The organism is Priestia aryabhattai (assembly GCF_023715685.1).
Taxonomy (GTDB): domain Bacteria; phylum Bacillota; class Bacilli; order Bacillales; family Bacillaceae_H; genus Priestia; species Priestia aryabhattai_B.
Genome location: NZ_JAMBOQ010000002.1, coordinates 382070 through 408033, shown reverse-complemented (window position 1 = coordinate 408033; position 25964 = coordinate 382070). Strand labels below are relative to the sequence as shown.

The 25964-nt window shown below is 37.3% G+C and carries 34 protein-coding genes; 14 read left to right on the top strand and 20 right to left on the bottom strand.

Going from position 1 to position 25964, the window contains the following annotated elements:
- Positions 1 to 145 precede the first annotated feature (145 nt).
- On the top strand, positions 146 to 298 hold the full coding sequence (locus M3225_RS08930) for a GntR family transcriptional regulator (protein ID WP_251392709.1): 153 nt from the start codon (positions 146 to 148) through the stop codon (positions 296 to 298).
- A gap of 268 nt (positions 299 to 566) precedes the next feature.
- Here M3225_RS08930 and M3225_RS08925 read toward each other — a convergent pair whose 3' ends face one another.
- From M3225_RS08925 to M3225_RS08915, 3 genes are all read right to left on the bottom strand, one after another.
- Positions 567 to 1391 (bottom strand): hypothetical protein, encoded by an 825-nt coding sequence (locus M3225_RS08925; protein ID WP_251392707.1) that lies wholly within the window; start codon positions 1389 to 1391, stop codon positions 567 to 569.
- Entirely contained in the window at positions 1378 to 2043 is a 666-nt protein-coding gene (locus M3225_RS08920) for a cobalamin B12-binding domain-containing protein (protein ID WP_251392705.1), read from the bottom strand. Before M3225_RS08920 ends, M3225_RS08925 begins: the two co-directional genes overlap by 14 nt.
- Before the next feature lie 352 nt (positions 2044 to 2395).
- Positions 2396 to 2659, bottom strand: coding sequence for a hypothetical protein (locus M3225_RS08915; protein ID WP_251392703.1), 264 nt, complete (start codon positions 2657 to 2659; stop codon positions 2396 to 2398).
- 152 nt (positions 2660 to 2811) lie between these two features.
- On the opposite strand from M3225_RS08915, the gene M3225_RS08910 reads away from it, so the two are divergent.
- Positions 2812 to 3261, top strand: coding sequence for a PAS domain-containing protein (locus tag M3225_RS08910; RefSeq protein WP_251392702.1), 450 nt, complete (start codon positions 2812 to 2814; stop codon positions 3259 to 3261).
- A 566-nt stretch (positions 3262 to 3827) separates the two neighbouring features.
- Positions 3828 to 4661, top strand: a complete 834-nt coding sequence (locus M3225_RS08905) for an STAS domain-containing protein (protein WP_251392700.1) — start codon at positions 3828 to 3830, stop codon at positions 4659 to 4661.
- Positions 4662 to 4700: 39 nt separating this feature from the next.
- On the opposite strand, the gene M3225_RS08900 is transcribed toward M3225_RS08905, so the two are convergent.
- The 3 genes from M3225_RS08900 to M3225_RS08890 form a co-directional block, all read right to left on the bottom strand.
- Complete coding sequence (locus tag M3225_RS08900) at positions 4701 to 5177, bottom strand: hypothetical protein (RefSeq protein ID WP_251392698.1); 477 nt, start codon at positions 5175 to 5177, stop codon at positions 4701 to 4703.
- Between the two features lie 136 nt (positions 5178 to 5313).
- Entirely contained in the window at positions 5314 to 5607 is a 294-nt protein-coding gene (locus M3225_RS08895) for a hypothetical protein (protein ID WP_251392696.1), read from the bottom strand.
- A 326-nt stretch (positions 5608 to 5933) separates the two neighbouring features.
- Complete coding sequence (locus M3225_RS08890; protein WP_251392694.1) at positions 5934 to 6698, bottom strand: GNAT family N-acetyltransferase; 765 nt, start codon at positions 6696 to 6698, stop codon at positions 5934 to 5936.
- Between the two features lie 198 nt (positions 6699 to 6896).
- Here M3225_RS08890 and M3225_RS08885 point away from each other — a divergent pair, with 198 nt between their 5' ends.
- Both M3225_RS08885 and M3225_RS08880 read left to right on the top strand, forming a co-directional pair.
- Complete coding sequence (locus tag M3225_RS08885; protein ID WP_251392692.1) at positions 6897 to 7160, top strand: GlsB/YeaQ/YmgE family stress response membrane protein; 264 nt, start codon at positions 6897 to 6899, stop codon at positions 7158 to 7160.
- A 158-nt stretch (positions 7161 to 7318) separates the two neighbouring features.
- Entirely contained in the window at positions 7319 to 7504 is a 186-nt protein-coding gene (locus tag M3225_RS08880; RefSeq protein WP_028414380.1) for an aspartyl-phosphate phosphatase Spo0E family protein, read from the top strand.
- Between the two features lie 43 nt (positions 7505 to 7547).
- Here M3225_RS08880 and M3225_RS08875 read toward each other — a convergent pair whose 3' ends face one another.
- Entirely contained in the window at positions 7548 to 8363 is an 816-nt protein-coding gene (locus tag M3225_RS08875; protein WP_251392690.1) for an STAS domain-containing protein, read from the bottom strand.
- A gap of 343 nt (positions 8364 to 8706) precedes the next feature.
- Here M3225_RS08875 and M3225_RS08870 point away from each other — a divergent pair, with 343 nt between their 5' ends.
- Positions 8707 to 8976 (top strand): GlsB/YeaQ/YmgE family stress response membrane protein, encoded by a 270-nt coding sequence (locus M3225_RS08870; protein ID WP_013057765.1) that lies wholly within the window; start codon positions 8707 to 8709, stop codon positions 8974 to 8976.
- Between the two features lie 284 nt (positions 8977 to 9260).
- Here the strand turns inward: M3225_RS08870 and M3225_RS08865 are convergent, their stop codons facing one another.
- Entirely contained in the window at positions 9261 to 9683 is a 423-nt protein-coding gene (locus M3225_RS08865; RefSeq protein WP_251392687.1) for a hypothetical protein, read from the bottom strand.
- A gap of 161 nt (positions 9684 to 9844) precedes the next feature.
- Positions 9845 to 10009 (bottom strand): hypothetical protein, encoded by a 165-nt coding sequence (locus M3225_RS08860; RefSeq protein WP_251392686.1) that lies wholly within the window; start codon positions 10007 to 10009, stop codon positions 9845 to 9847.
- On the opposite strand from M3225_RS08860, the gene M3225_RS08855 reads away from it, so the two are divergent.
- Positions 9937 to 10335, top strand: a complete 399-nt coding sequence (locus tag M3225_RS08855; RefSeq protein ID WP_374109816.1) for an HIT family protein — start codon at positions 9937 to 9939, stop codon at positions 10333 to 10335. The two genes, M3225_RS08860 and M3225_RS08855, sit on opposite strands and share 73 nt — an antisense overlap.
- A 31-nt stretch (positions 10336 to 10366) precedes the next feature.
- Here M3225_RS08855 and aspA read toward each other — a convergent pair whose 3' ends face one another.
- Together aspA and M3225_RS08845 are read right to left on the bottom strand one after the other, a co-directional pair.
- Positions 10367 to 11797 carry an aspartate ammonia-lyase gene (gene aspA, locus M3225_RS08850; protein ID WP_251392683.1) on the bottom strand — a complete coding sequence of 477 codons (1431 nt, stop codon included), beginning with the start codon at positions 11795 to 11797 and terminating at the stop codon, positions 10367 to 10369.
- 20 nt (positions 11798 to 11817) lie between these two features.
- Positions 11818 to 12801, bottom strand: a complete 984-nt coding sequence (locus M3225_RS08845; RefSeq protein WP_251392681.1) for an asparaginase — start codon at positions 12799 to 12801, stop codon at positions 11818 to 11820.
- A 267-nt stretch (positions 12802 to 13068) separates the two neighbouring features.
- Here M3225_RS08845 and M3225_RS08840 point away from each other — a divergent pair, with 267 nt between their 5' ends.
- A complete protein-coding gene (locus tag M3225_RS08840) occupies positions 13069 to 13425 on the top strand; it encodes a helix-turn-helix domain-containing protein (RefSeq protein ID WP_251392680.1) in 357 nt (118 codons plus the stop codon).
- Positions 13426 to 13448: 23 nt separating this feature from the next.
- Here M3225_RS08840 and M3225_RS08835 read toward each other — a convergent pair whose 3' ends face one another.
- From M3225_RS08835 to M3225_RS08825, 3 genes are all read right to left on the bottom strand, one after another.
- Positions 13449 to 13841 carry a hypothetical protein gene (locus M3225_RS08835; protein WP_251392678.1) on the bottom strand — a complete coding sequence of 131 codons (393 nt, stop codon included), beginning with the start codon at positions 13839 to 13841 and terminating at the stop codon, positions 13449 to 13451.
- Between the two features lie 142 nt (positions 13842 to 13983).
- Positions 13984 to 14154: a hypothetical protein gene (locus tag M3225_RS08830; protein WP_251392676.1), complete on the bottom strand. Its 171-nt coding sequence runs from the start codon at positions 14152 to 14154 to the stop codon at positions 13984 to 13986.
- A gap of 286 nt (positions 14155 to 14440) precedes the next feature.
- Positions 14441 to 15931: an MFS transporter gene (locus M3225_RS08825; RefSeq protein WP_251392674.1), complete on the bottom strand. Its 1491-nt coding sequence runs from the start codon at positions 15929 to 15931 to the stop codon at positions 14441 to 14443.
- Positions 15932 to 16226: 295 nt separating this feature from the next.
- On the opposite strand from M3225_RS08825, the gene M3225_RS08820 reads away from it, so the two are divergent.
- The 5 genes from M3225_RS08820 (at position 16227) to M3225_RS08800 (ending at position 20226) form a co-directional block, all read left to right on the top strand.
- Positions 16227 to 16541: an ArsR/SmtB family transcription factor gene (locus M3225_RS08820; RefSeq protein ID WP_013083854.1), complete on the top strand. Its 315-nt coding sequence runs from the start codon at positions 16227 to 16229 to the stop codon at positions 16539 to 16541.
- Positions 16542 to 16611: 70 nt separating this feature from the next.
- The gene (locus M3225_RS08815) at positions 16612 to 17040 is read left to right on the top strand and encodes a DMT family transporter (RefSeq protein ID WP_251392671.1); all 429 of its coding nucleotides are present in this window, start codon (positions 16612 to 16614) and stop codon (positions 17038 to 17040) included.
- A gap of 12 nt (positions 17041 to 17052) precedes the next feature.
- The gene (locus tag M3225_RS08810) at positions 17053 to 17505 is read left to right on the top strand and encodes a DMT family transporter (RefSeq protein WP_251392670.1); all 453 of its coding nucleotides are present in this window, start codon (positions 17053 to 17055) and stop codon (positions 17503 to 17505) included.
- A gap of 241 nt (positions 17506 to 17746) precedes the next feature.
- On the top strand, positions 17747 to 18202 hold the full coding sequence (locus M3225_RS08805) for a hypothetical protein (protein ID WP_251392668.1): 456 nt from the start codon (positions 17747 to 17749) through the stop codon (positions 18200 to 18202).
- Between the two features lie 401 nt (positions 18203 to 18603).
- Positions 18604 to 20226, top strand: a complete 1623-nt coding sequence (locus M3225_RS08800) for an APC family permease (protein WP_251392666.1) — start codon at positions 18604 to 18606, stop codon at positions 20224 to 20226.
- 30 nt (positions 20227 to 20256) lie between these two features.
- On the opposite strand, the gene M3225_RS08795 is transcribed toward M3225_RS08800, so the two are convergent.
- The 6 genes from M3225_RS08795 to M3225_RS08770 form a co-directional block, all read right to left on the bottom strand.
- Positions 20257 to 20676 carry an Rrf2 family transcriptional regulator gene (locus M3225_RS08795; RefSeq protein ID WP_251392664.1) on the bottom strand — a complete coding sequence of 140 codons (420 nt, stop codon included), beginning with the start codon at positions 20674 to 20676 and terminating at the stop codon, positions 20257 to 20259.
- 99 nt (positions 20677 to 20775) lie between these two features.
- A complete protein-coding gene (locus M3225_RS08790) occupies positions 20776 to 21420 on the bottom strand; it encodes a hypothetical protein (protein WP_251392662.1) in 645 nt (214 codons plus the stop codon).
- Between the two features lie 93 nt (positions 21421 to 21513).
- Positions 21514 to 21879: a hypothetical protein gene (locus M3225_RS08785; protein ID WP_025751140.1), complete on the bottom strand. Its 366-nt coding sequence runs from the start codon at positions 21877 to 21879 to the stop codon at positions 21514 to 21516.
- Entirely contained in the window at positions 21876 to 22154 is a 279-nt protein-coding gene (locus tag M3225_RS08780; RefSeq protein ID WP_308215736.1) for an antibiotic biosynthesis monooxygenase family protein, read from the bottom strand. Before M3225_RS08780 ends, M3225_RS08785 begins: the two co-directional genes overlap by 4 nt.
- A complete protein-coding gene (locus M3225_RS08775; protein ID WP_251392658.1) occupies positions 22154 to 23386 on the bottom strand; it encodes an NAD(P)-dependent malic enzyme in 1233 nt (410 codons plus the stop codon). The genes M3225_RS08780 and M3225_RS08775 overlap by 1 nt, the downstream gene beginning before the upstream one ends.
- Before the next feature lie 269 nt (positions 23387 to 23655).
- Entirely contained in the window at positions 23656 to 24450 is a 795-nt protein-coding gene (locus tag M3225_RS08770) for an aminoglycoside N(3)-acetyltransferase (protein WP_251392655.1), read from the bottom strand.
- 328 nt (positions 24451 to 24778) lie between these two features.
- Here M3225_RS08770 and M3225_RS08765 point away from each other — a divergent pair, with 328 nt between their 5' ends.
- Positions 24779 to 25783 carry a DUF3231 family protein gene (locus M3225_RS08765; protein WP_251392653.1) on the top strand — a complete coding sequence of 335 codons (1005 nt, stop codon included), beginning with the start codon at positions 24779 to 24781 and terminating at the stop codon, positions 25781 to 25783.
- The last annotated feature ends 181 nt before the right edge of the window (positions 25784 to 25964 follow it).

Here is a 25964-nt window from a genome sequence, read left to right as displayed (position 1 = left end):
ATATCTTTCCTCCTTTAAACATGTCATGAGTGTAAAAGAAAGAAGATATAACAGTAAAACACTGACTATAACAGTTGCTGTTTTTCCAGTTGCGCCCATGCTTATTTTAAGGTTAACTAAAGAAAAAGAATGGTTAGGTGACACAATGAAATTTAACGTACACAAACAATCATCGATACCCATTTATCAGCAAATCTATGAGCAGATTCGTTACCGCATCCAAACGGGCATGATAAAACCTGGCGATCAGCTCCCTTCTTTACGCAAGCTATCACAAGATTTAAAAATTAGCTTATGAACACATTCGAATTATTAAAAAAAGCCCAGGAGCACAATGTTTGCTTTTTACCCGGTGAAGCATGTTTTGTTCATAAGCCTCTTCATGCTCATATTCGAATAAGCTATTCCCTTCTGAGCGATACTGATTTGAACGTTGGGCTTCAACGTCTCAACGCTATCATTTCAGCTAAAATATAAACAGATGGTTTAATAGATGTTTAATTATAAGAAGATAAGTGTATACAGAAAGAGGAGAAGAAAGTTATTCTTTCTTCTCCTCCACTCTTTTAACTTACATTTTTATTCACAGCAACAATTTCACTCAGATTATTCATATAAATAATTTGATCACCAAACGTTCTATTTTTCAAAGAAGCCGTATGGTGTGACTTCATACCAATAATATAGCATGTGATACCCATAAGATAGAAGGACTGCATAAAGCCTGCGAAAGCTTGAATTCCTTCAGGTGTTAATATATCTAATCCTCCAAAGTCAAATAGAAGCGTGGTGTAATTTCCTTCATGCGCACAGTTTTGCAAAATGCACGTATTTTCAGCTACAAGAGCTGTATCTAAGTCCCCAAAAAGAGGTATAAGTCCTACTTTAGAGGATAATTTAATAAAAGAAGCGGACAACTGCTTAATTTTTTGTAATGATTTTTCAAGGCGTTCTTTTTGTTCAAGCAGTTCAAAATCTGTATCTGCTAATCGTTTCCGATGGTCTTGAACAAGATTCGTTAGCTCTTGTATACGTTCATCTTGGCGAATACAAACTAAATGACCTATATCATTGTCCCATTGAATTAAGCATTCAAACAGTGAATAAGGCGAATCATTGGTGTGCATCACAAGTTCTACTTTCTGAATAGCCTGCCCTCGGCTTTGAACAAGCGTTTGCTCATCATGGGATTCGTTTACAGACAGTTCTCTAGAATCTTTTTGGCGCAAGCTTAAAAACTTTCTCACCTTTTCTTGACTAAATACGTCTACAAGATCTAAAAAATTAGCTGGAGGCTTAAACAAATGACATGATTGCTGGGACCATTCTAAAATATTAAATTCAGTATCTACTAAAAAATAAGGGACTGGAACGTACTCAAGCATCGACATTAACTTCCACTCCTTTTTGATAACTGACTAACCAGTTATTTAATTGATGAAGATCCGGGATTAGGCATGTATGCTCAGAACAGTAGGAACGGAAATCGATTTGAGAAACTAAGCGCCCTCCTACCATTACGGTTGGCTTTGGTTCTAATTTATCCAAAGTTTTGGTATATTCAGCAAGCTGCTCAATATGATAAGGGATGCTGACAGATAATCCTACCATCTGCGGTTTCCATTCCATGGCCATTTTCTCAGCGTATTCCAGAGGTAGATTAGCCCCTAAAAAACGAGTATTCCAGCCGTGTTCTTCAAACAATAAAGCTACCATCTTTAAACCAATAAAGTGTTGTTCTTGTTCCAAGCATAGAAGCAGTGCCTTCGGAGCGAGGTCTGAAGCGTGTCCCTGAATTTTTTTATAAAAGCGATAGCGAGTTAGTACATAATCACATGTCGTAGTCGCAACATGCTCATCGGCTACAGAAATGATATTTTCTTCCCACATATCTCCAGTTACTCGCATTGCGGTTGTAATTAAATTTTCATAAATATCTAGGCTGTTCTTTCCTTGTTGGATTTCTTCTAGCACAACTTCCCAAGCGCTATCTTGATCACCAGCTAATAAATAGCCTACAAATTTTTGTACTTGAGATTTCATTGTTTCACCTCAGTAAACGTAAAGCTTTTAAGAAACCTAGATAAAAGCTTCTCGTCTCTCTTTTTCAAGATCGCCTAAAATGTATACCACTTTTAGACTAACATATGTTTCCAATAGCAACAACTTAAAGATAGAATAATAACTTTTCATTTTACTACAATCAGTAAAATATGACTAGTATTTCTCTAAATATTCTCCTTTCCTTTTTATTTATGAAAAAACACCTCGGCATTTTGTACCGAGGTGTTTTCAAGTTGTCATTATTTCGGCTAAAAGAATGTAAGTTCGTATCTTTCTTTTTTATGCATCTCTACTTATTTTCCACTTTCAATAGACTTTCAAACATATGTATTTATGACTCTTCTGCTCCGACCATAATACTGATAAGATAGAGCGCTGTCATAACTGAGCCGATTGTATTCCATATCAAATGAATATATTGGCTGGTCGCCATAAACAAGTATACGCTTAGCGACAGCAGCACCGTTCCGAACAAGAAAGACCATTTAAATAATGACAGTGGACGGTTAAACTTTAGACGCAAATAAAAAATGAGAATGAAGCCTACTAGCGCCATCACAAAGAAACTAACATTAAATAAATTAATGGTTATCACGTTTGTTCACACTCCCTTTACCCCTGAAACTATTATAACATATTTTTCCTTATCTTCATTCTTTCTCTAACAGCAAATGCGTCGAAAATTGTGTTTTAGACGTGTGTATGTCACAATATTTTTATAAAAATTCCAAGGAATGAGGGAATGCATTGACTACACCTGAAGCTCAAGATTCAAAATGGTCCATTTTAAATAAAGCCCTTCATAGCTCACAATCTGGTATTATCGTGACGGACCCTTCTTTGCCTGATAACCCAATTATTTACCTCAATCAAGGGTTTTCCCTTATGACCGGCTATAAGGAAGAAGAAGTATTAGAGGAAAATTGCCGTTTTCTACAAGGCTCTCTTACAAACCCGCACCACGTTGATGAAATTCGCAGCGCTATCAGCCGCAATCAGTCAGTTTCTGTTACGCTTGTTAATTATCGAAAAGACGGCTCTTCCTTCCATAATCAGTTAACGATTGACCCAACATACGTAGAAGAAGATAAATACTACTTCATCGGTGTTCAAAAAGACGTAACAATAGAAATTACAGCCCAAGAACAGCTACAGCAAGTTTTGGAAGAAGTTGAAAGGCTACCCCTATTGTGCTAATAGAGAAAGGAATCTCTGTTCTTCCATTAATCGGAACGTTAAACGAACGGCGTATAAAAATGCTATATAACAGCTTTACCTCGCGTAATACAAGCAGCAAAGATCGTTATTTAATCCTAGACGTCTCCGGATTAGCTCAGTTTAACGATTCATTCGGCCGTGATATTCTTAATATTTACAATTGGCTAAAGCTTATGGGAACTTAGCTTGTTTTAACGGGTATTTCTCCTAACATGGTCATACATATGAGCACAATAGAGGATGACATGTCCTTTATTTTAGTCTATCAAAACATCAAAGATGCATTACCAAAGCTAAGGCTATAAGCACAAGTGGTAATCCTCATCTAGAAAAATATTTAAAATACATGAATATGCTAGTTGAAAAATGTTTATTTGTTAATAAATTGGGTTTGAGAGTATGTAGTTAGGGAAAACAAGGTGTATAGGAAAATAAATGCGCTTCATAATGGATTTATTTATAAGCATCCTCACTCTATATCAGGGGGTGCTTTTATGCCTTTATTTATAAATCAATTAGACTATACATATGTAAGGAGAGTCTTCATGCATAAAAATCAGGACTTATATCATTTTTTTAAAGAACATTCTCTTCAATTAACTGAAGACTGGTACAATCAGCTCGACGATGAAAATGAGTTCTCCGTATATTCGAGTAAAAATCCAGCAATTGTGAAAGAACTGAAGCAGCAAAATCAAGATTATTTTCAGCATTTATTTGACGTATTTATAAAAGATGAGGAGTATTTTTTTTCGGATTTCCAGCAGTGGTCGATAAAACTAGCGCGTGATCCAAAGCATTTAAGTACGCCTCTTCACTTTATTGTTCGAGAATATTTTAATTCACAAAAAATTGCCGTTAATTACTTAAAAAAGTTTATCTCTTTGCATTCGGAGGAGGTAAGCGTAGATAAGATATTTATGTGGTATGACATTATTGTTAAAGCTTTTGATCTATCTATTTATACCTTTATTCAAGAATATCATAAAAATACGCAAGAACAGCTGAACGCTCAGAAAGAGTTAATTGATGAATTAAGTTCTCCTGTCATCATGCTTCAAAACAAAGTTGCACTTCTGCCTCTTGTGGGGGATATTGGAACGGTCAAAAGTCAGTTTATTTTAGAAAACACGCTTCAGCAATGCTCGGAAAAAGGCGTTGAACATTTATGCATTGACCTGCTCGGTGTAGCTACGATTGATACGATGATGGCACAAGAGATTTTTAATTTGGTAAAAGCTCTTCGTTTACTTGGTGTGCAAACAATTTTATCTGGAATTCGACCGGAAATTTCTCAAACTGCGATTCGTTTAGGGCTTTCATTTGAAGGTGTTAAAACTACTTCTTCTCTTGCACAAGCGCTTAATTCTATTAGTTAAGCATATTATGGTTCTCTATTACAGCATAGAGAGCCATAGCTATGGCGTTTCAAATTTTACTGGGGTGTAATAGACACGCCCAATTAGCTTTTTTCCTTTGGTATCCTTCCAGTCCGCTACGAGTATATATCGATCACCGCGATAGGTAGAATCTACTGTAATAGCAGATGTTTTTTTTATGTCCTTTTTTTCTACTATGTTTTCATAAATAGACTGATTGCGAATTTGTTTGTAATAAAGAGCATTAGGTTTTTTACCATCTATTTCAATGGACACTTGACCATCTTGAGAGACGGGGATACTATCTTTCATAACGATTTGTCTAAAATTTTTTCGTTCGCCAAACTCAGCTTCACATTCGGTCCAACAAAAAAATAAAGGCTTGATGATGGCTTTTTTGCCTTCCGCTATTATTTTTATAGAGGGTGGATAAGGATCTTCAAGCGTTTCAGCTGTAGGCACCTGACATGCGGCTAATGAAAACAAACTAAATAGGATAACCACCACTTTTTTCATACTATGTCCTCCCTTTTTGTTAACGTGGTGCACGTAAGTGAATTGGTACATAGTATACTCTTTCGCCTGCAACCAAAAGATTCCTTTTATAATCAACAAAAAACAGCTGCCTATTTGTTTAGACAGCTGTTTTGTTCTATTTATTTAGCATACTTATTTCTTTTTTCATATCTTTTTCTACATATTCCATTAAATCAGATACGTAGGTTTGAAGCGGTTTTGTTGCGTCTTTGTGATCATTCATCGTTAATTCATAAATGCTATCGATATTATCAATCATCAGTTCCATATCATCGATGACACCCGTATGCTTATACATTGTTTTCATCATAGGATCAAGGGAAGCTAATTCATTATATTCATAGTTTATAGTGTTTGAAATATCATCGAGTTCATTGATAAATTGCTTTTTAGTTTTTTTTTCGGCCATAAGCTGATTATACTCTTTAAAAGCAGTTTGAAGATTTTTCTGAGAGGCAGTCAATACTTTCAGCTGTTCTCACCCTAAATAATAATCATAAATACTAGTAACAGTAAAATATCCCCCAAATGTGAGCGCGATTCCGACAACCAAACCTATCCAAAACGTGCTCGTTTTAAAAAAATGTTTCATAATGACTCCTTTTATCTGTGTTCTATGTACAACACTAGCTCATGCTGCTGCTTTTTCCTAGGATACACCAAAAACGAAGTGGAAGCTACACTTTTTTAAAAATTTGTCGAATTTTGTCTCTTTTTTTCGCAAGCTGCAGCACATTATATTCCATCTCTATTTCTCCATCTATATACATCAAATTCGTTAACCCCTGTAAAACCAAGTTTCTCATAGGCTGGCTTTCCTGCACTTGTGGCATGCAAAATACACGTATGGGCCTGTTTTTTTGCTTGAGTAAGAACTTCCTTCAAATATGCGGTGGCCAGTCCTTTTCTCCTCATATGTCTAGCTGTAGTGATACAATACAAACCAGCTGTACCTTCATAAAAAAAGAGGGACCCAGCTACAGCTGGCCGATTGTGATAAAGGCCAAGATATAACTGATATTGGTCAGTGTGCTGCATAAGCTCCCTAAATCTTTCAAGAAAGTCAGCTTGCTTTTCTTTTGGTTTTTGATAGCCGTCTATGTATACCGTTATCCATTCTTTCAATTCAGCTTCTGTGCGCACTCGCTTACATTGAAACCCTTCTACTCCTGCATGTATGTATTCTTTTTCTTGAATGAACTGAATCATTCCGATCCATTTTTCATAAGGAACAAATCCATTTTTATGAAGAACTGGCCTAAGGTTATCATATGAAGATGGACCAACAATCCATAGAGGTTCCTCCCCTGCCGGAGGGCATATCCCTAATGCAGGCTCAATATGATGGGTTCCTGCATATACGCCTCGATTGTAAGGAGGTGCAGAAATCCATTTAATTTCTGACGTATCCACCTTCACAGATTTCTTCGTATGCTGAAAATACATCCAGTGCTGAATCAAGTGCTGTTCTACTACATCGCTTTGGTTTTTTATTTTCACTTCATGTCTCCTTTCTCTGCTAAACTATGTTCCTTTTTCTATTATATACTAGTTAGTCTATTTTCTATGACTCTATCGCAGTTCGTAGATCCCTTTACAAGTTTTTTTTATTTTTTTTGCTATTCTATGAATAGTTTTCTTTTAAGTGGGGTAATAACCTATATAAGCAATACATCATTAAAAAGGAGGATGATATTTATGTCATTTTTATGGGCACTTATTGTAGGTGGTATTATTGGGTGGCTTGCCGGATTAATTACAGGAAGAGACGTTCCGGGAGGTATTATTGGTAACATTATTGCTGGTTTTATCGGCTCTTGGTTAGGTTCAGCTATCTTTGGAAGCTTTGGACCAGTTGTAGGTGGATTTGCTATTATTCCTGCTATTATCGGATCAATCGTTTTAGTGTTAATCGTAAGTTTCATTATGAGAAAAATGCGTGGTAATCATAAACATGCATAATAAATTATTATATTAAAAAAAGAACCTCTGTTGAAAAAGAGGTTCTTTTTTTATATGAAAAATTCTTAAAATTTACTATTTTTAATTTCATAATATTTAAAAATAAACCTATTAATGTTAATTTAACCATAATCACTATAGAAAAAAGAGGAATTAACATGCTGCTTTCAACCCACCAAAAAGACAAATCCATGTACCAAATACTAATAGAAGAAATCGAACAGACACGAACGTTAATGATTCAAACGGCTGTCCGTGAAGGAATGACAAGTCCTAACACACTTCAAGTTAGTCAATCCTTAGACGCTTTATTAAATAAACTTCAAATTTTCTTCTACCAATAAAAGCCCATGAGTATGTAACCATATCATGGGCTTTTGTTTTGTATTAGTCCGCTTGATTAACATATTCCACTGCTTGGTGAAGGCTACTGAAAGTCGTAATGTCAGCCAAATCTAACCCTAAGTTCACTATCGTCTGAGCAATTTCAGCACGGATACCGCTTAAAACCACTTGAATTCCTAATAATCTTAAAGCACCGATTACTTTAAAAATTTGGTCGGCTACCATTGTATCAATAATTGGAACGGCATATAAATCAATAATCAACCAATTTAATTTATAGTCGCTGCCGTGTTGCAGCGCATTTTCCATTAAAATTTGAGCGCGATTTGTATCTAAATCGCCAACAAGAGGAATCACGCCAATTTCTTTCGTAATGCGTACCACAGGAATTGAAAGTTCATCAATTGCATAGCGAGCGGATTGGATTTTATTGGCAAAGTCAGTCATATACGATTTGCTAACCCAGTGCACAGCCTTGTCCACTACTACGTTGAAACGAGAAATAACTTGATAGAAGGCATCAAATGTAAACGGCTCAGCTTTTGCTTCTTCTTTAATAATTTCCCCGATAACATTTCGGTAATAGCTAATTTCTTCTAATGCTACATCCAATGGAAGCTGAAGTACAACGAGTAAATTCGCTACTTCTCTTCCCCACTCCTCAAGCACTTCAAAGTTTTTTGTATCATTTGTTGAGATAGAATCAGCATATATTTGAATTAAATGAACACGCCACGGTTCTAATTGTTGTTGAATATCTTTTTCTTCATATTTTTTTTGTTTTGAGAACTCTTCTTTTTTTTCTAAAATTAAATTTGTAATGTGTTTAAGTTTTTCATCTAATAATAATGATTCCATATTGTTCTCCCGTTAAGAATTAGTTTACTTAAAATGATATCATAAATTGCGTTAAAATAATTAAAACTCAGGGAAAATCCCTTGAAAATGAACCTTATGCCCCTTTTTAAGAATAAACTGCACTGAATCTAAAATGTATATGACTGAACTACTGTCCTTCATTTTATCGTTACTTTCACAGTGAATTCTCATACATAACTCCTCAATTTAAAGTTAGGCTATGTTAGCATATATGATAAATAGATGAAAAAATGTAAAAGGGTTCGCAGCAAGCATGGCGCATGACAAAGTGTGTTTTAGGAAAGACTGAAAAGGAATTCCCTATAAAAAGGAGGTTAGGTATATGTCATTTATTTGGACGCTTATTGTTGGAGGACTTATCGGCTGGCTTGCTGGTGCGTTAACGGGACGAGATGTTCCAGGTGGAATTATCGGAAACATCATTGCTGGGTTCATTGGAGCATGGTTAGGCTCTCTAATTTTTGGAGACTTTGGTCCAGAGATTGGCGGATTCGCAATTGTTCCTGCTATTATTGGTGCTGTTATTTTAGTCTTAATTGTGAGTTTTGTTTTACGCAAAATGCGCGGAAATAATAATCATCGACATGCCTGAATAAAAAAGAGAAATCAGCGTCTTGATTTCTCTTTTTCCCTTACTTCTTATAGTAAAATGTTTTAACAATGGATCTACCTATAAGTATAATCCTTTATTGCTACATTTAATAATTGCTGCTTGTCACCTCTCACATTGAATACTTCTACACCCTCATATCAAGCGCGTTAGTAATGGACAGCTCTGTGCCTTCGAGATCATCAAGCATATCGGTGAAGATAGCTTCAATATGAATAGGTGCAGTTTTAGCTTTCATTGGACATTGTTGTATAGTTAGTTGCTTTCTATTTCGGCTCTACTAATTCAATAAATGACCTTGCTTGTTTGCCCTTTAACTGTGCATAGTGGGTATCTGTAGCTAATTCAACTGTTTCGTTTCCTAAGTTAACCCACATCCGATAAGATTGTACCTTTATATCCTTTTTTGTTTCCACCGGTTCAAAGTGAAGAATGTAGTTAGGTTTTCGAATCATTTCAGCTTTTTCTTCTCTCCATGATACATCTTTTAACCACTGATGCACTTTTTGCACTTGATTTTGGTCTTTCATTTTAACCGCATGGCCATATTGATTATCGGCTATGTATTTTTCGATTACGAGCTTTTGCTCAACAGTACCGCTTCCACTTGAAGCACTGCTTTGCTGACATCCTGTTATCACCCAACAAATAGCAATTAGAACAACTAATCCAGACCATACTTTTTTCATTTACATCTACCTTTCTTTGTGTAATTGAAATGAGATGTTCTTGTTGAATGACGCTACCAGCTGCTCGTTTTTAAATCTCTTTTTGCATTCTCCTTTCTTCATATAAATCCCTGCTTCATTTGCTCAAAAAAACTGAATCCCCGAAAGGATCCAGTTTTTCGTTACGATTCGACATCTTCTATGACATGAACAGCGCGAATAGCGGCGTTTACTTTTGCATGTTGAACGCGCTCTTTTGCTTCTTGTATAGTCATTGCTTCTACTTCTTGGTAAAAAACCACGTTGGCCCATTCATATTCTACTGAATAACGATTTGCCTTTTCCACACGAAGGACACCTATTAATTCTTCCCAAAAAGCATATAGTGGAAATTGACGAACTAGATACTGAACGCATATTGGCCGTGATGAATGCAGCTAAACTGATGACCAAAGCAGTTAAGACACTCTTTATTCCAGACGGAGTTACCCTCTCTCAAAACGGAGGAATGTTTAACGAGTTAACTCACTTTCACATGCATGTCGTTCCGAGATATAAAGAGGAGTGTTTCGGAGATTTTTATACGCAAATTCCTAAATATGCTGAAAAAGATGACGCCTTGGCTGCAACAGCTCAGAAAATACGCCGAGTCATTCAACAAATGCCTTCATAAAAAAACGGCTTCCTTATGGAAGCCGTTCTATTTACTGACGATCAAACAATGAACTTCCTGCAATACCAGGGTTCGTCATTTCAAATGGATTCAAAATAAGATCTAATTCCTCTTCTGTTAACACATCGTATTGAAGGCAAAGCTCACGAATTGGTTTTCCTGTTAAAATCGCTTCACGCGCAATACGAGATACGACTTCATAGCCTAAGTGAGGGTTAACAGCTGTAATAATCCCTACGCTTTTTTCTACATATTCTTTCATGCGCGTTTCGTTTGCTTCAATTCCTGCTAAACAGTGATCTGTAAAGCTTCTGAAACCATTGTTCATGATACTGATTGATTGAAGCAAGTTAAAAACAAGCACAGGTTCCATTACGTTAAGCTCCATCTGACCTGCTTCTGAAGCAAGAGAGATCGTTTGGTCATTTCCCATTACTTGAAACGCAATTTGATTGATTAATTCAGCCATAACCGGGTTTACTTTTCCCGGCATGATTGAAGAACCAGGCTGACGAGCAGGAAGGCTAATTTCTCCTAGGCCTGCACGAGGTCCAGATGCCATTAAACGCAAGTCATTGGCGATTTTAGACATATTCGTCATACAGATTTTAAGCGCTGCAGATACTTCTGTATAAGCATCTGTATTTTGAGTAGCGTCCACTAAATGCTCTGCATGCACAAGCGGTAGACCGCTGATATCAGCTAAGTGTTTGACTACATTTTCAATATAGCGAGGGTCTGCATTTAAGCCTGTTCCAACAGCCGTCGCCCCCATATTTACTTCATGCAAGTGGTCACGCGTCGCGCTGATACGTTTAATATCGCGCGCTAACACGCGGCTGTATGCTTCAAACTCTTGACCAAGACGAACGGGTACAGCATCTTGAAGGTGCGTACGGCCCATTTTAATCACATGATCAAATTCTTGCGCTTTTCGTTTAAATACATCATGCATATCATTCATCGTAATAAGAAGTTTATTTAATAAGTTCAGCGTTGAAATATGGATAGCCGTTGGAAATACATCATTTGTTGACTGAGACATATTAACATGGCTGTTAGGACTTAATTTTCCATATTCACCTTTATTGTTTCCCATAATTTCAAGAGCACGGTTCGCAATAACTTCATTGGCATTCATATTCATTGACGTTCCCGCTCCGCCCTGAATAGGGTCAACAATAAAGTATTCATGCCACTGACCTGCTAAAATTTCATCAGCTGCTTGTACAATCGCATTTCCGATACCTTCATATAAGCGCTTTGTATCCATATTCGCGAGCGCTGCCGCTTTTTTTACAATAGCAAGCGCTTTAATCATTTCTTCATGCACTTTATAACCCGTAATTGGGAAATTTTCTACGGCACGTGCGGTTTGTACACCATAGTATACATCTGCTGGAATTTGTTTTTCTCCTAGAAAATCAGCTTCTGTACGATATCCTGCTGTTTCTTGTTTCATAGCTGTACCTGCTTTCTTTTTTAATTAATATCTTCTGCAATCGACGTTTCCATCATCTTTTTAACTTGATGAGGGTCTTTGGTTTGTCCGAGCACCCACATTAATTTAGGAACAATGGCTTCTGTGTTCATGTTTTTTGAGCGAACGACGCTGTCATGATTAATCATTCGGCCAACTTCATAAATGCCCATGTCTTCTCCTTCTTCAAGACACTGCGTGGTAATGACAACGGATACACCGTGATTTGTTAATTCAACAAGCTTGGCTAAAATGTTGCGAACTTGAAATGGAATTCCTCCACTTCCATAGCTTTCAACAACAACGCCTTGATATACATCCTTTAATCCATCGAAAAATTCCGGTTTAATGCCAGGAAACAGTTTGACAACTGCTACATCCGTACAAAGAGATGTATTAACCGTTAACTCTTCTTTACTAGGATGAACGGTTTTTGTATATTCCACCGTATTGTCATGGATAGACGCTACATATGGATAGTTAATGCTTTCAAATGCATCATAACTTTTTGTACGAAGCTTAATAGCTCTTGTTCCTTGAATCACTCGACCGTCAAAGACCACATAGACTCCGCCTGTATCTTCACAAGCAAAGCGAATCGCATCTGCAATATTGCGCTTCGCGTCCGTTTTACTAAATGAAATAGGAATTTGAGATCCTGTAATCGCAATTGGTTTTTTAGAATGCTGAAGCATGTAAGAAAGAGCTGCCGATGTGTAGGCCATTGTATCTGTTCCATGGGTAATAACGAAACCATCGTATTCATTATAATGCTCTTCAATCGCTTTTGCCATCTCTATCCAGCATTCAGGCTGCATATTTGTACTATCAAGATTCATAAGAGATTTACTGTCAATTTGACAATGTTCATTTAAATCAGGTATGTAGCTTAGTAATTGATCTGGCTCCATTCCAGGAACAAGTCCATTTTCACCTTCAAGTGAAGCGACCGTTCCGCCAGTTGATAACAATAATAGTTTTTTCAAAACCGACATCCCCTTTGCTTAATTTTTGTAAAAAAATCTGACAATCTATCAAAAAAATTATATTCATTTCGCGTACTTCACCTGTAATTATAGTAAGCAGAATTCAATAAATCAAGAGAAAAATTATTCGTTTCGCGTACACTTTTCCCTGTAGCAATGATATAATGAATAAAAATGTAAATTAGCTCACGGTTTGATTATAGAGGTCTACGCGTGAGCTGAATGCCTCGGTTTTTTACATACTATACGTACAAAGGAGCGTCACGAATGTTAAGCAGATTAGCTCAACTCAGGAAAGAAAAAAAATGGTCCCTTCAATATACAGCTGACCAGCTTGAAATTGCTAAAAGCACCTACGCAGGATATGAATCTGGCTATCGTCGTCCTTCTCTTGAAGCACTTGTTACAATCGCTGAACTATTTAATACATCAACCGATTACTTGCTTGGTAAGGAAAAGGAACCCCATTCTCCTTCAGATGCACCCATCGAATTAACATCGCCTCAAACTCATACGATTACGGTCGACGGTGTGCAACTGTCTCAAGAAGAAGTTCAGCAGCTGACGGCTTTTATTCGTGCTAAAAGGCAAATTGAAAAAGAAACTACACCTTCTTCAAATTAAAGAAGATTAGAAGCACCCTGCTTCTAATCTTCTAGCTGCATTTTTAAATAATCTACTACTTCTTTTTTGATTTCTTCCTCCGTTTCTTCCATCAGCTCTCCGGTTATCTTGCTTCCCGGGAGCTTCCTCGAAGAACGTATGCCAAAAAACGTGCGTACACAGTGCCAGATAGGAATAAAAAGACCATCTAAAAACTCATCTTTTTCCAAAATACCCACTTGAATAGTGACGTGATAACCAGGGTGAAAAGGATTTTCCCCTTCACGGATCACATCTATAGAAAGCTGCACCCCTTTCTTTTCAAAAGCTTCTTTATATTGTTCATATATTGATATGAGAAGTTCTTGCATAGACCTTTCGACTGTATGTATATGCTTTTCTAACTGCGGCGTAAACTGTTTTGCTGTGTATTCCATCTATCTCCCTCTTCCTTCGGTTCCCTTTATGTTATTTTAGCTACTTTCATTTTATTGTATCATAAGAAAAGCACCCTTCTGTCTAGCAGAAAGCCCCGCTTTTCTATAGAAAAGCGGGGCTTATACATACCTCGGCAATAGCTTACATTGCTTTATCTTGTTTAGAAGATGATTTTAATTTTTTATTTTTAGTTGGATCTGGCTCATTAGAAGACATGATAATATTTCCTTCGCCGCTACACACTTTGCACTTTATCAATCCAAATTTCTTACCGGCTCCTTGGCATTGTGGACAAACATATCGAATTGGCATAAACTGTACCTTCCTTTTTTCTAATTTATACCTGCGCCCTGAAAGCGCCTGTGGCTAGTTTATAGTTTCATTATAAATTGTACAATCCACCCTATCAAGACGTGCCAAATTGCACATATTTAGTGCTAAGAAATCCTTTCTTTCTAAAATTCACCTGAAAAGTGAGTCGATAGACAGGAGAATTTCTTTTTTTGTTAAAAGGCAATACGTCAGAGGGAGTTTCTTATTGGATATAATTAGCGAATATTTGCGCTGAAAATTTTACGCTTTTTCATGAAGTTCAAGGTTAAACAACCGTTTTATCTCGAATTTCTTTTGAAATGGTGACGTCTTTCCAAAGCTGTTCGTATTTATAGCCCGTTAAGCTTTCACAAACCGCTTTCGCTTCAGGAGTAACGTCCTTCGCCCCTCCTCCCTTTTTTCTTCTTTGAATTTCAGCTAATAAAATTTCGTGATTTTTCGGACTTATTTTGAACCATATGGTTGCTATAATGCCAACGAGAATCAAAATAGCTGGTACAATCATGAACAGCTTTTGTAAGCCGGCTATTGTAGACGCCGACTGCTCGGCGTTTGGCACATAGCCAATATTCTTTAAGGCAACTCCCACAAGAAAGATAGCAAGCGCTTGAGACGATTTTCGAATAAATGACATCAGCCCTGCATACACGCCTTCTCTTCTTTTTGTCGTAATCATCTCATCTACATCTGATACAAACGGCAGTACATTCCATGGAATCATAATCGCTCCCGAATGACCGCTTCCTAAGAAAAACGCCACTAAGTAAATAAGAACTAAAGAGCTATCTTTTGTTAGGAAACTGAATAAAATAATGCCCGTTCCCCAGATGATCATGCTGAAGTTATAGGTTAATTTATTTCCTAACTTAATGGCTATGTACGTAACAAGAGGAATAAATAGCACTTGCGTAATTTGCACAAAGCTCAGGGTATCCGCATAGATGGCTTCACGAAGCATGTAATAAGCAATAAAATAAAAGAAAAGAGCATTAAATACATCCATTGCAATGTAAGATGCTAAATACATGGCAAGATACACGTTAAACGACTTATTTTTAAATGCACTTCCAAAACTGATAAAAAGCTGCTTAAATTCTAACCAAAATCCGTTTTTCTTTTTTCGTTCCACTATTTCTCCGCTATCCCATGTTCCCTTGTAGACAAAAATCCATGGAAGAGCGAAAAGAAGACCAAAGATAATTCCCATAATTAAATATCCTTGTCCACCTGGAAATGCATCGATGATTCGCTTTGGGAAGAAAGCACCTAAAAATGAAGCGCCTTGTGAAAAGACCATGCGTATTCCCGTCATTTTCGAACGAATACTATAATCTGTAGTCATTTCTGCTGCTAGCGTATTGTAAGGAACCATCACCATACCAAACGCCGTGTTAAATAAAAGGTAGGCTAAGATAAAATAGGTGTATTTGAACATATGCGAGCCTTCAATAGGAATCCACAGCATACTGAACGTGATTGCAACTGGAATGATTCCAAAAAGAAAAAAGACTCTTCTTCGTCCTTTTTTTGTTTGAAGATGATCAGATATGTACCCAATGGTTGGATCTAACAAAGCATCCCACACTTTTCCAAGGGCTACTATCGTTCCTGCTTCTACAGGAGAAAGCCCGACTACATCCGTTAAAAACACCATAAATAATGTGCCGATAATAAAAAAGGATCCTCCGCCAAACAAATCCCCAAATCCATACGCTACCATATTGCGAAAGCGCACTTGTTTTGTTTTCCCTTGCATATGCAGCCCTCCCCTTGAGTAAATAGACTAGCTTCTTTTGTTATTCACTTTTTTCTATTTTACTAAACTATCCCTTGAATAATAAGGAATATGTCACCTGTTCTACTCAAAAAAATAAGTTGCTTTCTGATTATATAAGTAGAAAAACGACTGGGTAAAATGTTCTTCTTTATACTCTATTATAAGTTGACTTTTTGTTCACAGCTGTTATAATTCAACCCATTGCTTGTTATTCAAATAGAAAATGCAAACTTGAACATTTGACATCTGAGCTGTGACGAATAAAATAATAAGTATGAAACCTATTGATATCTTTAAAGCATTATCTAATGAAACCCGATTAAATATATTGGAATGGTTAAAAGAACCTGAAAAGCATTTTAAAGACAAACAAGCACATTTGCCTAAGGAGGTCAGCAGCAGAGGCGGTGTTTGCGTGGGAGATATTCAAGAAAAAGCTCAGCTGTCTCAGTCAACAGTGTCCAGTTATCTTTCCATGATGCAAAAAGCAGGTTTGTTAGAGTCAATTCGGCACGGTCAATGGACATACTATCGCCGAAATGAAGAAACTCTTCAAGAGCTTTCTTCATTCTTACGAAAAAAACTTTAACGAGTTTTTTTCACTTAGTATATCTATTTTTCTAGATATACAAATATAAAGAAATATTGGAGTGATAAACGTGAAGTTTTTGGTTTATTTGGTTGCGGTTCTAGGCGGCGCTGCCTTAAGTATGGAAGGCGCTATTGCCGGAGAACTTGGAAAAACAGTTGGAAAACTTGAAAGCAGTTATTATATTTTTATCATGGGAACGCTCATTTTAGGTCTGACCACTTTATTTGCTGGAAAGGGAGATTTACCTTACGTCTTAAAAGCGCCTAAGTGGAATTTAACCGGGGGATTATTAGGTACGGTTTATTTAACGATTCTAGTGATTAGTATCCCTTTTATCGGAATTGGCGTTTCAATGGTTGCTGTTATTATGGGCCAAATGATTACCAGTATGATCATTGAGCATTTTGGTTGGCTTGGCAGCAGCAAAATTAGAATTAACAAAGAACGCGTAATGGCTATTGTATGTATGGGAATTGCGCTTGTACTTATTTTCTAGGAGGGTTTTACGATGAGTTTATTAATGGTGATACTTACCTTAATAGGAGGATTAACGCTAAGCGCTCAGTCTTCTATTAACGGCACACTAAGTAAAAAAACAGGTACGTTTGAAACAGCTTTTTTAACCTTTGCGACAGGTGCCATGATTTTAACGATTGTCATTGTATTCTTTGGTCAAGGAAACATTCTCTCTGTTTTTGATGTCCCTAAATGGCAGCTTACTTGCGCTTTATTCGGAGCATCTTATTTATTTCTAACCGTTTTAGCTGTTCCTAAAATTGGCGTAACAGCAGCTAATATCTCAACTGTTATCGGTCAGTTATTTGCAAGTATGATTATCGACCATTTTGGCTGGTTTGGAAGCAAGGAAGTACCGTTTGATCTATCCCGGTGGATTGGTGTAGCATTTATGTTATTAGCTCTTTATTTTATTTTTAAAGGCAATAAGAAAACAGCAGTATAAAATGATCATGAAAATAGCCAAGTGTCTATATGTAAAGGCGCACTTGGCTATTTTTTTGTACTTAAACCGCATTTGAATTTTCAATCAATTATTTAGAACGTATTTTATTTAAACTGAATTGATTTTTAATAGGGTAAATTCCACAAAAAAATTGTGCATACCTTCATGCCTTTGTTCAAAAGATAAAGATGCAGATCTAGAAAATCGGCTACATAAACGAACAGGTAAGGTGGGTTTTTTCGTGGGAAAATTTTTATTTTTAGCAGCATTTGTCTTTTTTTGTTTTACGCTTTCCATTTCCGCAGAAGAAAATATACCAGAAGAAAATATAGAATCACACGTAAGTCAGCCTGTTGTAAAAGATTTTATTTATCAATCTCTTGAACCTTGGGTACATCAAGATATTACTTCTCATTATGAGAAGGTTTACGGTAAACAGCATAAAAAAGTAAAAGTTCGCCCGATTAAAAAAGACGATATCGGGATACAAATGGGTGAAATACAGCCCGGTAAAGGCGGTAAGTTCACTCATATTGTGCGGGTGAAAATCTTAAACTTAAAAGTAAAGCCGCAGGGAGAAGATGAATTTTTTGCAACGGATACGCTCATTTATAAAGTGAATATCAACGAACTTTCTGCTGAAAATGATGTAGAAAACGTCGTAAAACTACTCGAGTATAAGCATCAAGAAAGATAAAGGTCTAAAAAGCCAATTCTCACCCCTTTTGAAGGTATTTATTTCTCTATTCAAAAGGGGCTTTATTATGAAGCATGTTTTCTCTCCACGTTTTTAGGGAAAATAACCACCACTTATCCCCTAATTTTTTCATATTGCTAGTGCATAAGGTACGAACTTGATAACTTTTTGTCGGTTTTTATCTATTTCTGTAGGGTTTCTTGTAGGATGAAAAAGAAAGTAAAGCGCTTTAATTACCGTGGCAGAAAGGTTGAGGATAGCTGTCCTGCATGACTGGAAATCAATATGCATTAAGAACTGCATGTAACGACATAAGTTGACAACCAAAGATTTCAGAATAATAATAATAAAGTAACAATGTTTAATTGAAAGACTTATTTTACATGAAAGGTGTTAGTCAGATGAACAATTTACATCGAAGAATGGGAACATTCGCGTTAACCATGACGGGACTTGGATCTATTATTGGTTCCGGCTGGTTATTTGGAGCGTGGCGAGCAGCTCAAATTGCAGGGCCAGCTGCTATTTTATCATGGGTCATTGGAATGGTCGTTATTTTATTTATTGCACTTTCTTACAGTGAATTAGGATCCATGTTTCCCGAAGCTGGCGGGATGGTCAAGTATACGCAGTACTCACACGGTTCGTTTATTGGTTTTATCGCTGCTTGGGCAAACTGGATTGCGATTGTATCCGTTATCCCGGTCGAAGCAGTAGCTTCTGTACAGTATATGAGCTCGTGGCCTTGGGAATGGGCAAAGTGGACAAGCCACCTCGTAAAAAAAGGAACGTTAACTGGCGAAGGATTAGCTATCGCTACCGTGCTATTGATTATTTACTTTTTACTGAATTATTGGACAGTTGGATTGTTTTCCAAGGCCAACTCGTTAATTACTATTTTTAAAATTGTTATACCAGGACTTACAATTGGAGCACTTTTATTTGTAGGCTTTCACGGCGAGAATTTCACTTCTGGAAGCAGCATCGCACCAAACGGTTGGGCTAGTGTGCTAACAGCTGTTGCTACGTCTGGGATTGTATTCGCTTTTAACGGTTTTCAAAGCCCAATTAATATGGCCGGAGAAGCAAAGAATCCTGGAAGAGCTATTCCGATTGCGGTTGTAGGCTCAATTTTAGTGGCTACAGTCATTTATTTGCTTCTTCAAATTGCTTTTATCGGTGCAGTAAATCCTTCTGATATTGCGAAGGGATGGAGTCATTTAAACTTTAACTCTCCATTTGCAGATTTAGCCATTGCACTTAACATTAACTGGCTTGTAATTGTCCTGTATGCAGATGCGTTTGTTTCACCATCTGGAACAGGTATTACGTATACAGCTACTACTGCTCGAATGATTTATGGTATGGAACAAAATAAATATTTGCCAAGTGTCCTAGGACGCCTTCATCCGATTTATGGTGTTCCGCGTCAAGCCATGTTTTTTAACTTAGCTGTTTCTCTTGTCTTTTTGTTTTTATTTCGGGGCTGGGGCGTGCTTGCTGAAATTATTTCAGTCGCTACGCTTATCTCTTACATTACAGGTCCTGTTACGGTTATGACGCTAAGACGAACTGGCAGCGATTTATATCGTCCCCTTCGTTTAAAAGGATTAAGCATTATTGCGCCGCTCGGTTTTATTTTTGCTTCTTTAACGCTATATTGGGCGCGCTGGCCGCTAACTGGACAAGTTTTGTTTATTATTTTAATCGGCCTTCCTATTTATTTTTATTATCAAGCAAAGGCTAAATGGAAAGGCTTTCGACAGAACTTCAAAGGCGGCGTATGGATGGTCGTATACTTACTTTGTATGATGACTATTTCATGGCTTGGAAGTGAAAAGTTTGGCGGCCTTAATGTCATTAAATATGGATGGGATATGGGAATTATTGTTGTTGTTTCTCTTCTCTTCTACACATGGGCTTTAAAAAGCGGCTTCAAAACGGAGTATTTAGAGAATGGAAGAAAAGTAAATGACGGCTTAAAAGCAGCAGCGGCTGAAACAGCCGCTTCCAAAGAGTCATAACAAAAGCACCTTGCTCATGCAAGGTGCTTTTTAGTGAGCAGTTCTAACTTTTTTCAGCACATCTTCGATCGTAATTTGATCTAAATACCTGATTACGCTTTGCTCACTCTCTGTAAAAATGTCGTCCATCACTGTTTGAATATTTGATTTCACAATACAGTCAGCGTCAGGGTCGCCGCTGCACCAGTGAGGCTTCAGCGTTCCTGTCGATATAACTCGGTAAATCAACCCAAGACTTATTTCAGCAGGGTTGCAGCCTAAAGTGTAACCGCCGCCTAGTCCTTCCTTTGTCCGAACCAAGTTGTTTTTTCTGAGGGTACTCATTATTTTCCGGACCCGTGCAGGATTGGTACAGATGTTATAAGCAATCGATTCACTGCTTGCTCGGTGATCTGGTAAATTCGCTAGGAACACTAAGCTGTGCACGGCAATGGTAAATTCACTGTTCATCTTCCATAAACCACCTTTTTTCTTTCTCTACTGTAACGTTAAGTGACACAGTTCGAAAAGTCAAGAGAGCAAGTGGGGAAAGAAAAGCTATAGCTTTATTTATTCACGGTCTTCTTTTTCTATACTTTCTACTTCGTTAGCTGAGTTGATTTCAAGGTATACCGTCTTTTCTTTTAAACTGCCTTTTTCTTCTTTTTCAAAGTCTGCGCTTTTTTGATACGTTTTTTTGCCGTTTGGAATTTTTACCGTTATATGTTTGCTGCTTTCGTCTATAAAAGTACCCACAACTTTACGTTCATTTCCATCTTGTTCATACACGCCATTTTTGTCTGCTTTTGCTTTTGGAGTTAATTCAATACTAGTTGCTTCTTGTTTAGCTGTGTCAATTTCAGCTTCTACTTCTTTATTAATCATATCTTTTAGGTGTGAGCCTTCCACTTCCATTCCGGAGCTTTTTGGTACTTTAACGAGTTGATCATCGATATTCAGCGTCATTTCTTTTTCAGCGTCTTTTTTTAATGTACCGATTAAGTCAAAATCTTCTTCTTTCCCTTTTTTAATGTCCGGGTCGTTCGAATACTGCTGTAGCTTTGTCAATTCTTGACGGTCTTCAAGTGGCTTTTCTTCTGCTTTATTATGATCAGATTTTGTCTTGTTAGCTGGTTCACCTGAACAAGCTGCCGCACTTCCAATCATACACATAGTGATTAAGGACAGGACTCCTTTTGTTAGCTGTTTTTGCATATGTATTCTCCTTTTTCTTTTTCATTTCCACCTTTATACATATATAAAACAAAAAAATCCCTCTCTATAACATATATCTATAGAGAGGGGTTTTTAAAGCTGCTGTTGCTTCAGTATATGATTCGCTTCTTCTAAATAAGTAACATACGCCTGTACTTGTTTATCACCATAATTATCTAGTTCAAACAGCGCTTCTTGTATAAAATTAAAATTATCAATAATATGCTGTGTTTTCATGCCTCGGCTTGTGAGTAAATTGTTTAACCATAAGGCATAGTCCGTAAAAATTTGAAGATTGTCTAGCTTATATGTTGTCTCAAGATACTTCATATGGTAGTGATTATCTTCATGACATCTTTCTTTGCCACGCTCTCCAAATTTTTCGAGCAAAGAAGGTTCCAACTCGTAGATTTTCTCCGTTACTCTTTCGACGATCTTATTAACGGGAAGTGAACTCATCGTGCCACCACTTTGTACTGAGAAACTTTTGAGATGACGGCTGCTAGTTCTTGATCAGGGTACTTTTTCTCTAAATCATGAATACGCTTGAAATCTTCGCTTCGTACCCAGCTTAAATAATTCTCTTTCGTATCAAATGTAAGCTGAACGGTGAGCTCCCCTGCTTGCTTATCGTTTTGAAGAAGTAGAAAGTCTACAAATCCTGGAGCCTCGTCGACTGATTTTGAACGATTTTTATAAATTCCAATCACTTCTTCAGCTTTTTTATCCGTTATTAGTTCTCGATTTTTGTTAGTTGTTCTGTATGTGTTTTTACACGTGCTGGATCAATTGTAATGCGGGCAACGCCTGAATCCATTGCCGCTTTTGCTACAGACTCTGCTACAGCTGGCGCTACGCGAGGATCAAATGGTCCAGGGATAACGTAATCTGCGTTTAGCTCTTCTTCTGTAATAAGCGCTGCAATTGCTTCAACAGCAGCTTTTTTCATTTCTTCGTTGATATGAGTAGCGCGAACATCTAACGCACCGCGGAAAATTCCAGGGAATGCAAGAACGTTATTTACTTGGTTAGGGAAGTCTGAACGACCTGTTCCAATAACAGCAGCTCCTGCTTCTTTTGCAGCGGCCGGCTTGATTTCTGGATTAGGATTTGCCATCGCAAAGATAATTGCATCTTCATTCATTGATTTAACCATCTCTTGAGATAATGCATCCGCTGCAGATACACCGATAAAGACATCTGCGCCTTTAATTACATCGCTTAGCGTACCGCTTTCTTTGTTTACGTTTGTATAAGAAGCAACTTCAGCTTTCACTTTGTTCATACCTTGAGAGCGGCCTTCATAAATAGCACCTCTTGTATCACACATAATCATGTCACGTACGCCGTAAGAATAAAGAAGCTTTGTAATGGCAATGCCGGCAGCTCCTGCTCCGTTTAAGACGATTTTTAAGTCTTTCATTGATTTATTGACAATTTTCAGTGCATTTACAAGTCCTGCTACTGTTACGATGGCTGTACCGTGCTGATCATCATGGAACACAGGAATATCTACTTCTTTTTTCAAGCGCTCTTCAATTTCAAAGCACTGTGGAGCTGCGATATCTTCTAAGTTAATGCCTCCGAATGTGTGAGCCATTAATTTTACAGTTTCAACAATTTTATCTGTATCTGTTGTATCAAGTGTAATTGGGAATGCATCTACGCCTGCAAAGCTTTTAAATAAAATTGCTTTTCCTTCCATAACAGGAAGTGAAGCCGCAGGTCCGATGTTTCCAAGACCAAGAACAGCCGTACCATTTGTCACAACGCCGACCATGTTTCCTTTCATTGTGTAATCATACACCGTTTCTGGATGTTCATGAATTTCTTTACAAGGTTCTGCTACTCCCGGAGAGTAAGCTAAGCTTAAATCTTGAGCGTTTTGAACTTCAACTTTTGATTTAACTTCTAACTTACCTTGTTTTTCTTGATGCATATGTAGTGCTTGATCACGTAGTGACATAATTGTATTCTCTCCTTTTTTCTATACATTTAAATTTTTTAATGAATTTATTTAACACTTGCTTTTTATCCTCATAATTGTAAGACAACCTGACTGAATAAATTCACTGACAAGTGCCATTATGAAACAAGGAATATAAAAAGTAAACTATCTTGCTTGAACGACTTCTACGCTTTTTTAATATAGATTCTAGAGGTGGCGGTGGCCCTCGTTTGTCTCACTTTAAGTTGTCTGATATACAGACAACTTAAAAAACATACAACCGCTCACTATAGCGCTTTCAAATGAGTTTCAGCAAAATCTACGGCTTTAGGCATTGAGAAGAAGAATGCACGTGCTGAACCGATTTTTTCAGCTTTTATCCCTTTTGCTTGAATAAATGCCTCACCTATCTCTTCAAACAGCTCTTCTCGAAACTCTAGTTCTTTATACGTCTTCCATACTCGCTTTCCTGAATCCATAACTGGAGATCCTTTTTGAATAACGTTTCGATATGGAATACGATATTCTGCTAGATGAAAAGAAGTATTATTCCCAAACCCGACACCTAATAATAAAACAAAGGCATGTTTTTTGTAAAGCCTTTCAAGAGGAGAATTTTCGCCTAAACTAAATTCGAGGGGATGATCTCTTAAGATGTCTTCGCTGTCCTTTCCCCAAGCGGCGAATGAATACATTGGATGGCTGCTTCTTATTACACCAGGATATGTTCGAAAAGTTTCCACAATTTGTCCCATACCGCTTGTCGGTGTGTGCGCTGGATCATATGCAGGCATCGTTTCCCGAATGTTTTCCCACCACTCTTTTGGCACAGCCGGATTGCCCCACTCCGATGGATCCGAAAGATCGACCGACTGCGACGGCATAATGATGGTTCCTTCTTCCGTCACTGTCTCCATTAAAGCTTGCACAACGGCTACTGATCCTCCGTTTACCCAGCCTAATGAAGATAGCGAAGAGTGAACTATAACGGTCATTCCTTGTGCTATGCCTAACCTGCGCAAATCTTTTTTTAATGTGTCTTTCGTTCTAGGGTGATCTGTTGCTTGGACAATGTGCTTCATCGTAAGCTCCTTACTTATGGTGCTGCTAGAATTTGTTGCCGAACTCTAGCAATATATGTAAAACTTATGTTTCCATAATAGTAAGAATAACATCAATTGTCAAATTATTTAAAGTAATAGAAAAACTTAGTTTTATTCATATCAGTTATCATACAAATACTCTGTCAATACAGTATTTTACGCAGTTTTTAACTATCTTACTATAATAGAAAATAGTCAGCAAAACTTTTTTTAGATAGCAGATATAAGTATATCTCTACAAATAAAACGCATACTAGTGAAGGTAAACATGGTAAATTATCACTTTTTTTAGGAGGATTTACGTATAATGAGTAATGTGAAGCTGCCACCTCTCACGTCCTCAGAACTTGCAAACTTATGGATGACTTATCAAGAAAAAACGATGATTATAAGATTTTTAGAATATTTCCTCGAGGATAAACAAGATTACAAAGAACTTTTTGAGCTGTATTATAGCCGGTCTTTAAAAAGCGTAGAGCGGATTAAAGAAATATTTGAGAACGAAGGCGCTGTTATCCCAATTGGTTTTACGAAAGACGACGTGAATGTAGGAGTTCCTAAACTATATGACCACATGTTCGAAGTCATGTATATACGCTTAATGTCTCAAATTGAAACGGGACTGTTTGCTTTGCATTCGACCATGTCTTACCGAGAAGATGTCCGAAATTTCTTCGTAGAGGCAACAGCAGAAGCACAGGACATATACAATCAATCCACACAAATATTGTTAGAAACGGGCGTCATCGCAAAACCCCCATACGTTTCTATGCCTAAAGAAGTCCATTTTGTCCATGCGCAAAATTATATAGGCGGATTGAGCTGGTTTAGCGAAAAAAGATCGCTTAATACCATTGAAGTGTCACTTATTCAGCATGCTGTTGATACAAATCTTGTAGGAATGCAGCTGATGATTGGTTTTGCTCAAGTGGCCAACAACAAAGAGGCACAGCAGCATTTTGTCAGCGGTATGAAGCTTTCGAAAAAAATTGAAACAGAACTAGGTGATATTTTACGCGATAGCTACATAGAACCCCCGGCTACTCATGCCGGAAAAGCGACGAATTCAACCGTTCCTCCTTTTTCAGACAAGCTGATGATGTACAATACGAGTCTTTTGAGTACGTTCGGTCTGGGAAGCAATGCTTTAGGAGGAGCCTTCAGCTTAAGAAGTGATTTGCCATTAAAGATGCTCCAGCTTGCAAAAGACATTTACAGTTTGGCGAAAGAAGGGGGGAAAATCATGATCAAAAACGGCTGGCTTGAAGAACCTCCTCAAATTGAAGATCGCGATCAGTTAACCAAAAAATAGGTTCTTTCATACAGGAAAGCTAGCTGCACGTACAGCAGCTAGCCCTATTTGTTTTTTTAGTATACTGTTTTTGATACTATTATGTAACAATTGTTTACGTTATTTAGAAGCTCTTCCTCTCTTCTTCTCAGTCGTTTAGCTCATACTTCTACTTATTTATAACAAAAAAATAAAATAAAAG

What these genes read in the sequence shown, in the direction of transcription:
- M3225_RS08920 (WP_251392705.1), bottom strand. Translation starts at nt 2,043, where the DNA reads ATGAAATCTCAAGTACAAAAATTTGTAGGCTATTTATTAGCTGGTGAT.
- M3225_RS08795 (WP_251392664.1), bottom strand. Translation starts at nt 20,676, where the DNA reads ATGAACAGTGAATTTACCATTGCCGTGCACAGCTTAGTGTTCCTAGCG.
- aspA (WP_251392683.1), bottom strand. Translation starts at nt 11,797, where the DNA reads ATGAAACAAGAAACAGCAGGATATCGTACAGAAGCTGATTTTCTAGGA.
- M3225_RS08905 (WP_251392700.1), top strand. Translation starts at nt 3,828, where the DNA reads ATGCATAAAAATCAGGACTTATATCATTTTTTTAAAGAACATTCTCTT.
- M3225_RS08770 (WP_251392655.1), bottom strand. Translation starts at nt 24,450, where the DNA reads ATGAAGCACATTGTCCAAGCAACAGATCACCCTAGAACGAAAGACACA.
- M3225_RS08810 (WP_251392670.1), top strand. Translation starts at nt 17,053, where the DNA reads ATGAGTTTATTAATGGTGATACTTACCTTAATAGGAGGATTAACGCTA.
- M3225_RS08880 (WP_028414380.1), top strand. Translation starts at nt 7,319, where the DNA reads ATGCTGCTTTCAACCCACCAAAAAGACAAATCCATGTACCAAATACTA.
- M3225_RS08835 (WP_251392678.1), bottom strand. Translation starts at nt 13,841, where the DNA reads ATGGAATACACAGCAAAACAGTTTACGCCGCAGTTAGAAAAGCATATA.
- M3225_RS08790 (WP_251392662.1), bottom strand. Translation starts at nt 21,420, where the DNA reads ATGCAAAAACAGCTAACAAAAGGAGTCCTGTCCTTAATCACTATGTGT.
- M3225_RS08765 (WP_251392653.1), top strand. Translation starts at nt 24,779, where the DNA reads ATGAGTAATGTGAAGCTGCCACCTCTCACGTCCTCAGAACTTGCAAAC.
- M3225_RS08900 (WP_251392698.1), bottom strand. Translation starts at nt 5,177, where the DNA reads ATGAAAAAAGTGGTGGTTATCCTATTTAGTTTGTTTTCATTAGCCGCA.
- M3225_RS08930 (WP_251392709.1), top strand. Translation starts at nt 146, where the DNA reads ATGAAATTTAACGTACACAAACAATCATCGATACCCATTTATCAGCAA.
- M3225_RS08775 (WP_251392658.1), bottom strand. Translation starts at nt 23,386, where the DNA reads ATGTCACTACGTGATCAAGCACTACATATGCATCAAGAAAAACAAGGT.
- M3225_RS08895 (WP_251392696.1), bottom strand. Translation starts at nt 5,607, where the DNA reads ATGGCCGAAAAAAAAACTAAAAAGCAATTTATCAATGAACTCGATGAT.
- M3225_RS08925 (WP_251392707.1), bottom strand. Translation starts at nt 1,391, where the DNA reads ATGTCGATGCTTGAGTACGTTCCAGTCCCTTATTTTTTAGTAGATACT.
- M3225_RS08785 (WP_025751140.1), bottom strand. Translation starts at nt 21,879, where the DNA reads ATGAGTTCACTTCCCGTTAATAAGATCGTCGAAAGAGTAACGGAGAAA.
- M3225_RS08840 (WP_251392680.1), top strand. Translation starts at nt 13,069, where the DNA reads ATGTTAAGCAGATTAGCTCAACTCAGGAAAGAAAAAAAATGGTCCCTT.
- M3225_RS08800 (WP_251392666.1), top strand. Translation starts at nt 18,604, where the DNA reads ATGAACAATTTACATCGAAGAATGGGAACATTCGCGTTAACCATGACG.
- M3225_RS08875 (WP_251392690.1), bottom strand. Translation starts at nt 8,363, where the DNA reads ATGGAATCATTATTATTAGATGAAAAACTTAAACACATTACAAATTTA.
- M3225_RS08885 (WP_251392692.1), top strand. Translation starts at nt 6,897, where the DNA reads ATGTCATTTTTATGGGCACTTATTGTAGGTGGTATTATTGGGTGGCTT.
- M3225_RS08865 (WP_251392687.1), bottom strand. Translation starts at nt 9,683, where the DNA reads ATGAAAAAAGTATGGTCTGGATTAGTTGTTCTAATTGCTATTTGTTGG.
- M3225_RS08870 (WP_013057765.1), top strand. Translation starts at nt 8,707, where the DNA reads ATGTCATTTATTTGGACGCTTATTGTTGGAGGACTTATCGGCTGGCTT.
- M3225_RS08820 (WP_013083854.1), top strand. Translation starts at nt 16,227, where the DNA reads ATGAAACCTATTGATATCTTTAAAGCATTATCTAATGAAACCCGATTA.
- M3225_RS08830 (WP_251392676.1), bottom strand. Translation starts at nt 14,154, where the DNA reads ATGCCAATTCGATATGTTTGTCCACAATGCCAAGGAGCCGGTAAGAAA.
- M3225_RS08825 (WP_251392674.1), bottom strand. Translation starts at nt 15,931, where the DNA reads ATGCAAGGGAAAACAAAACAAGTGCGCTTTCGCAATATGGTAGCGTAT.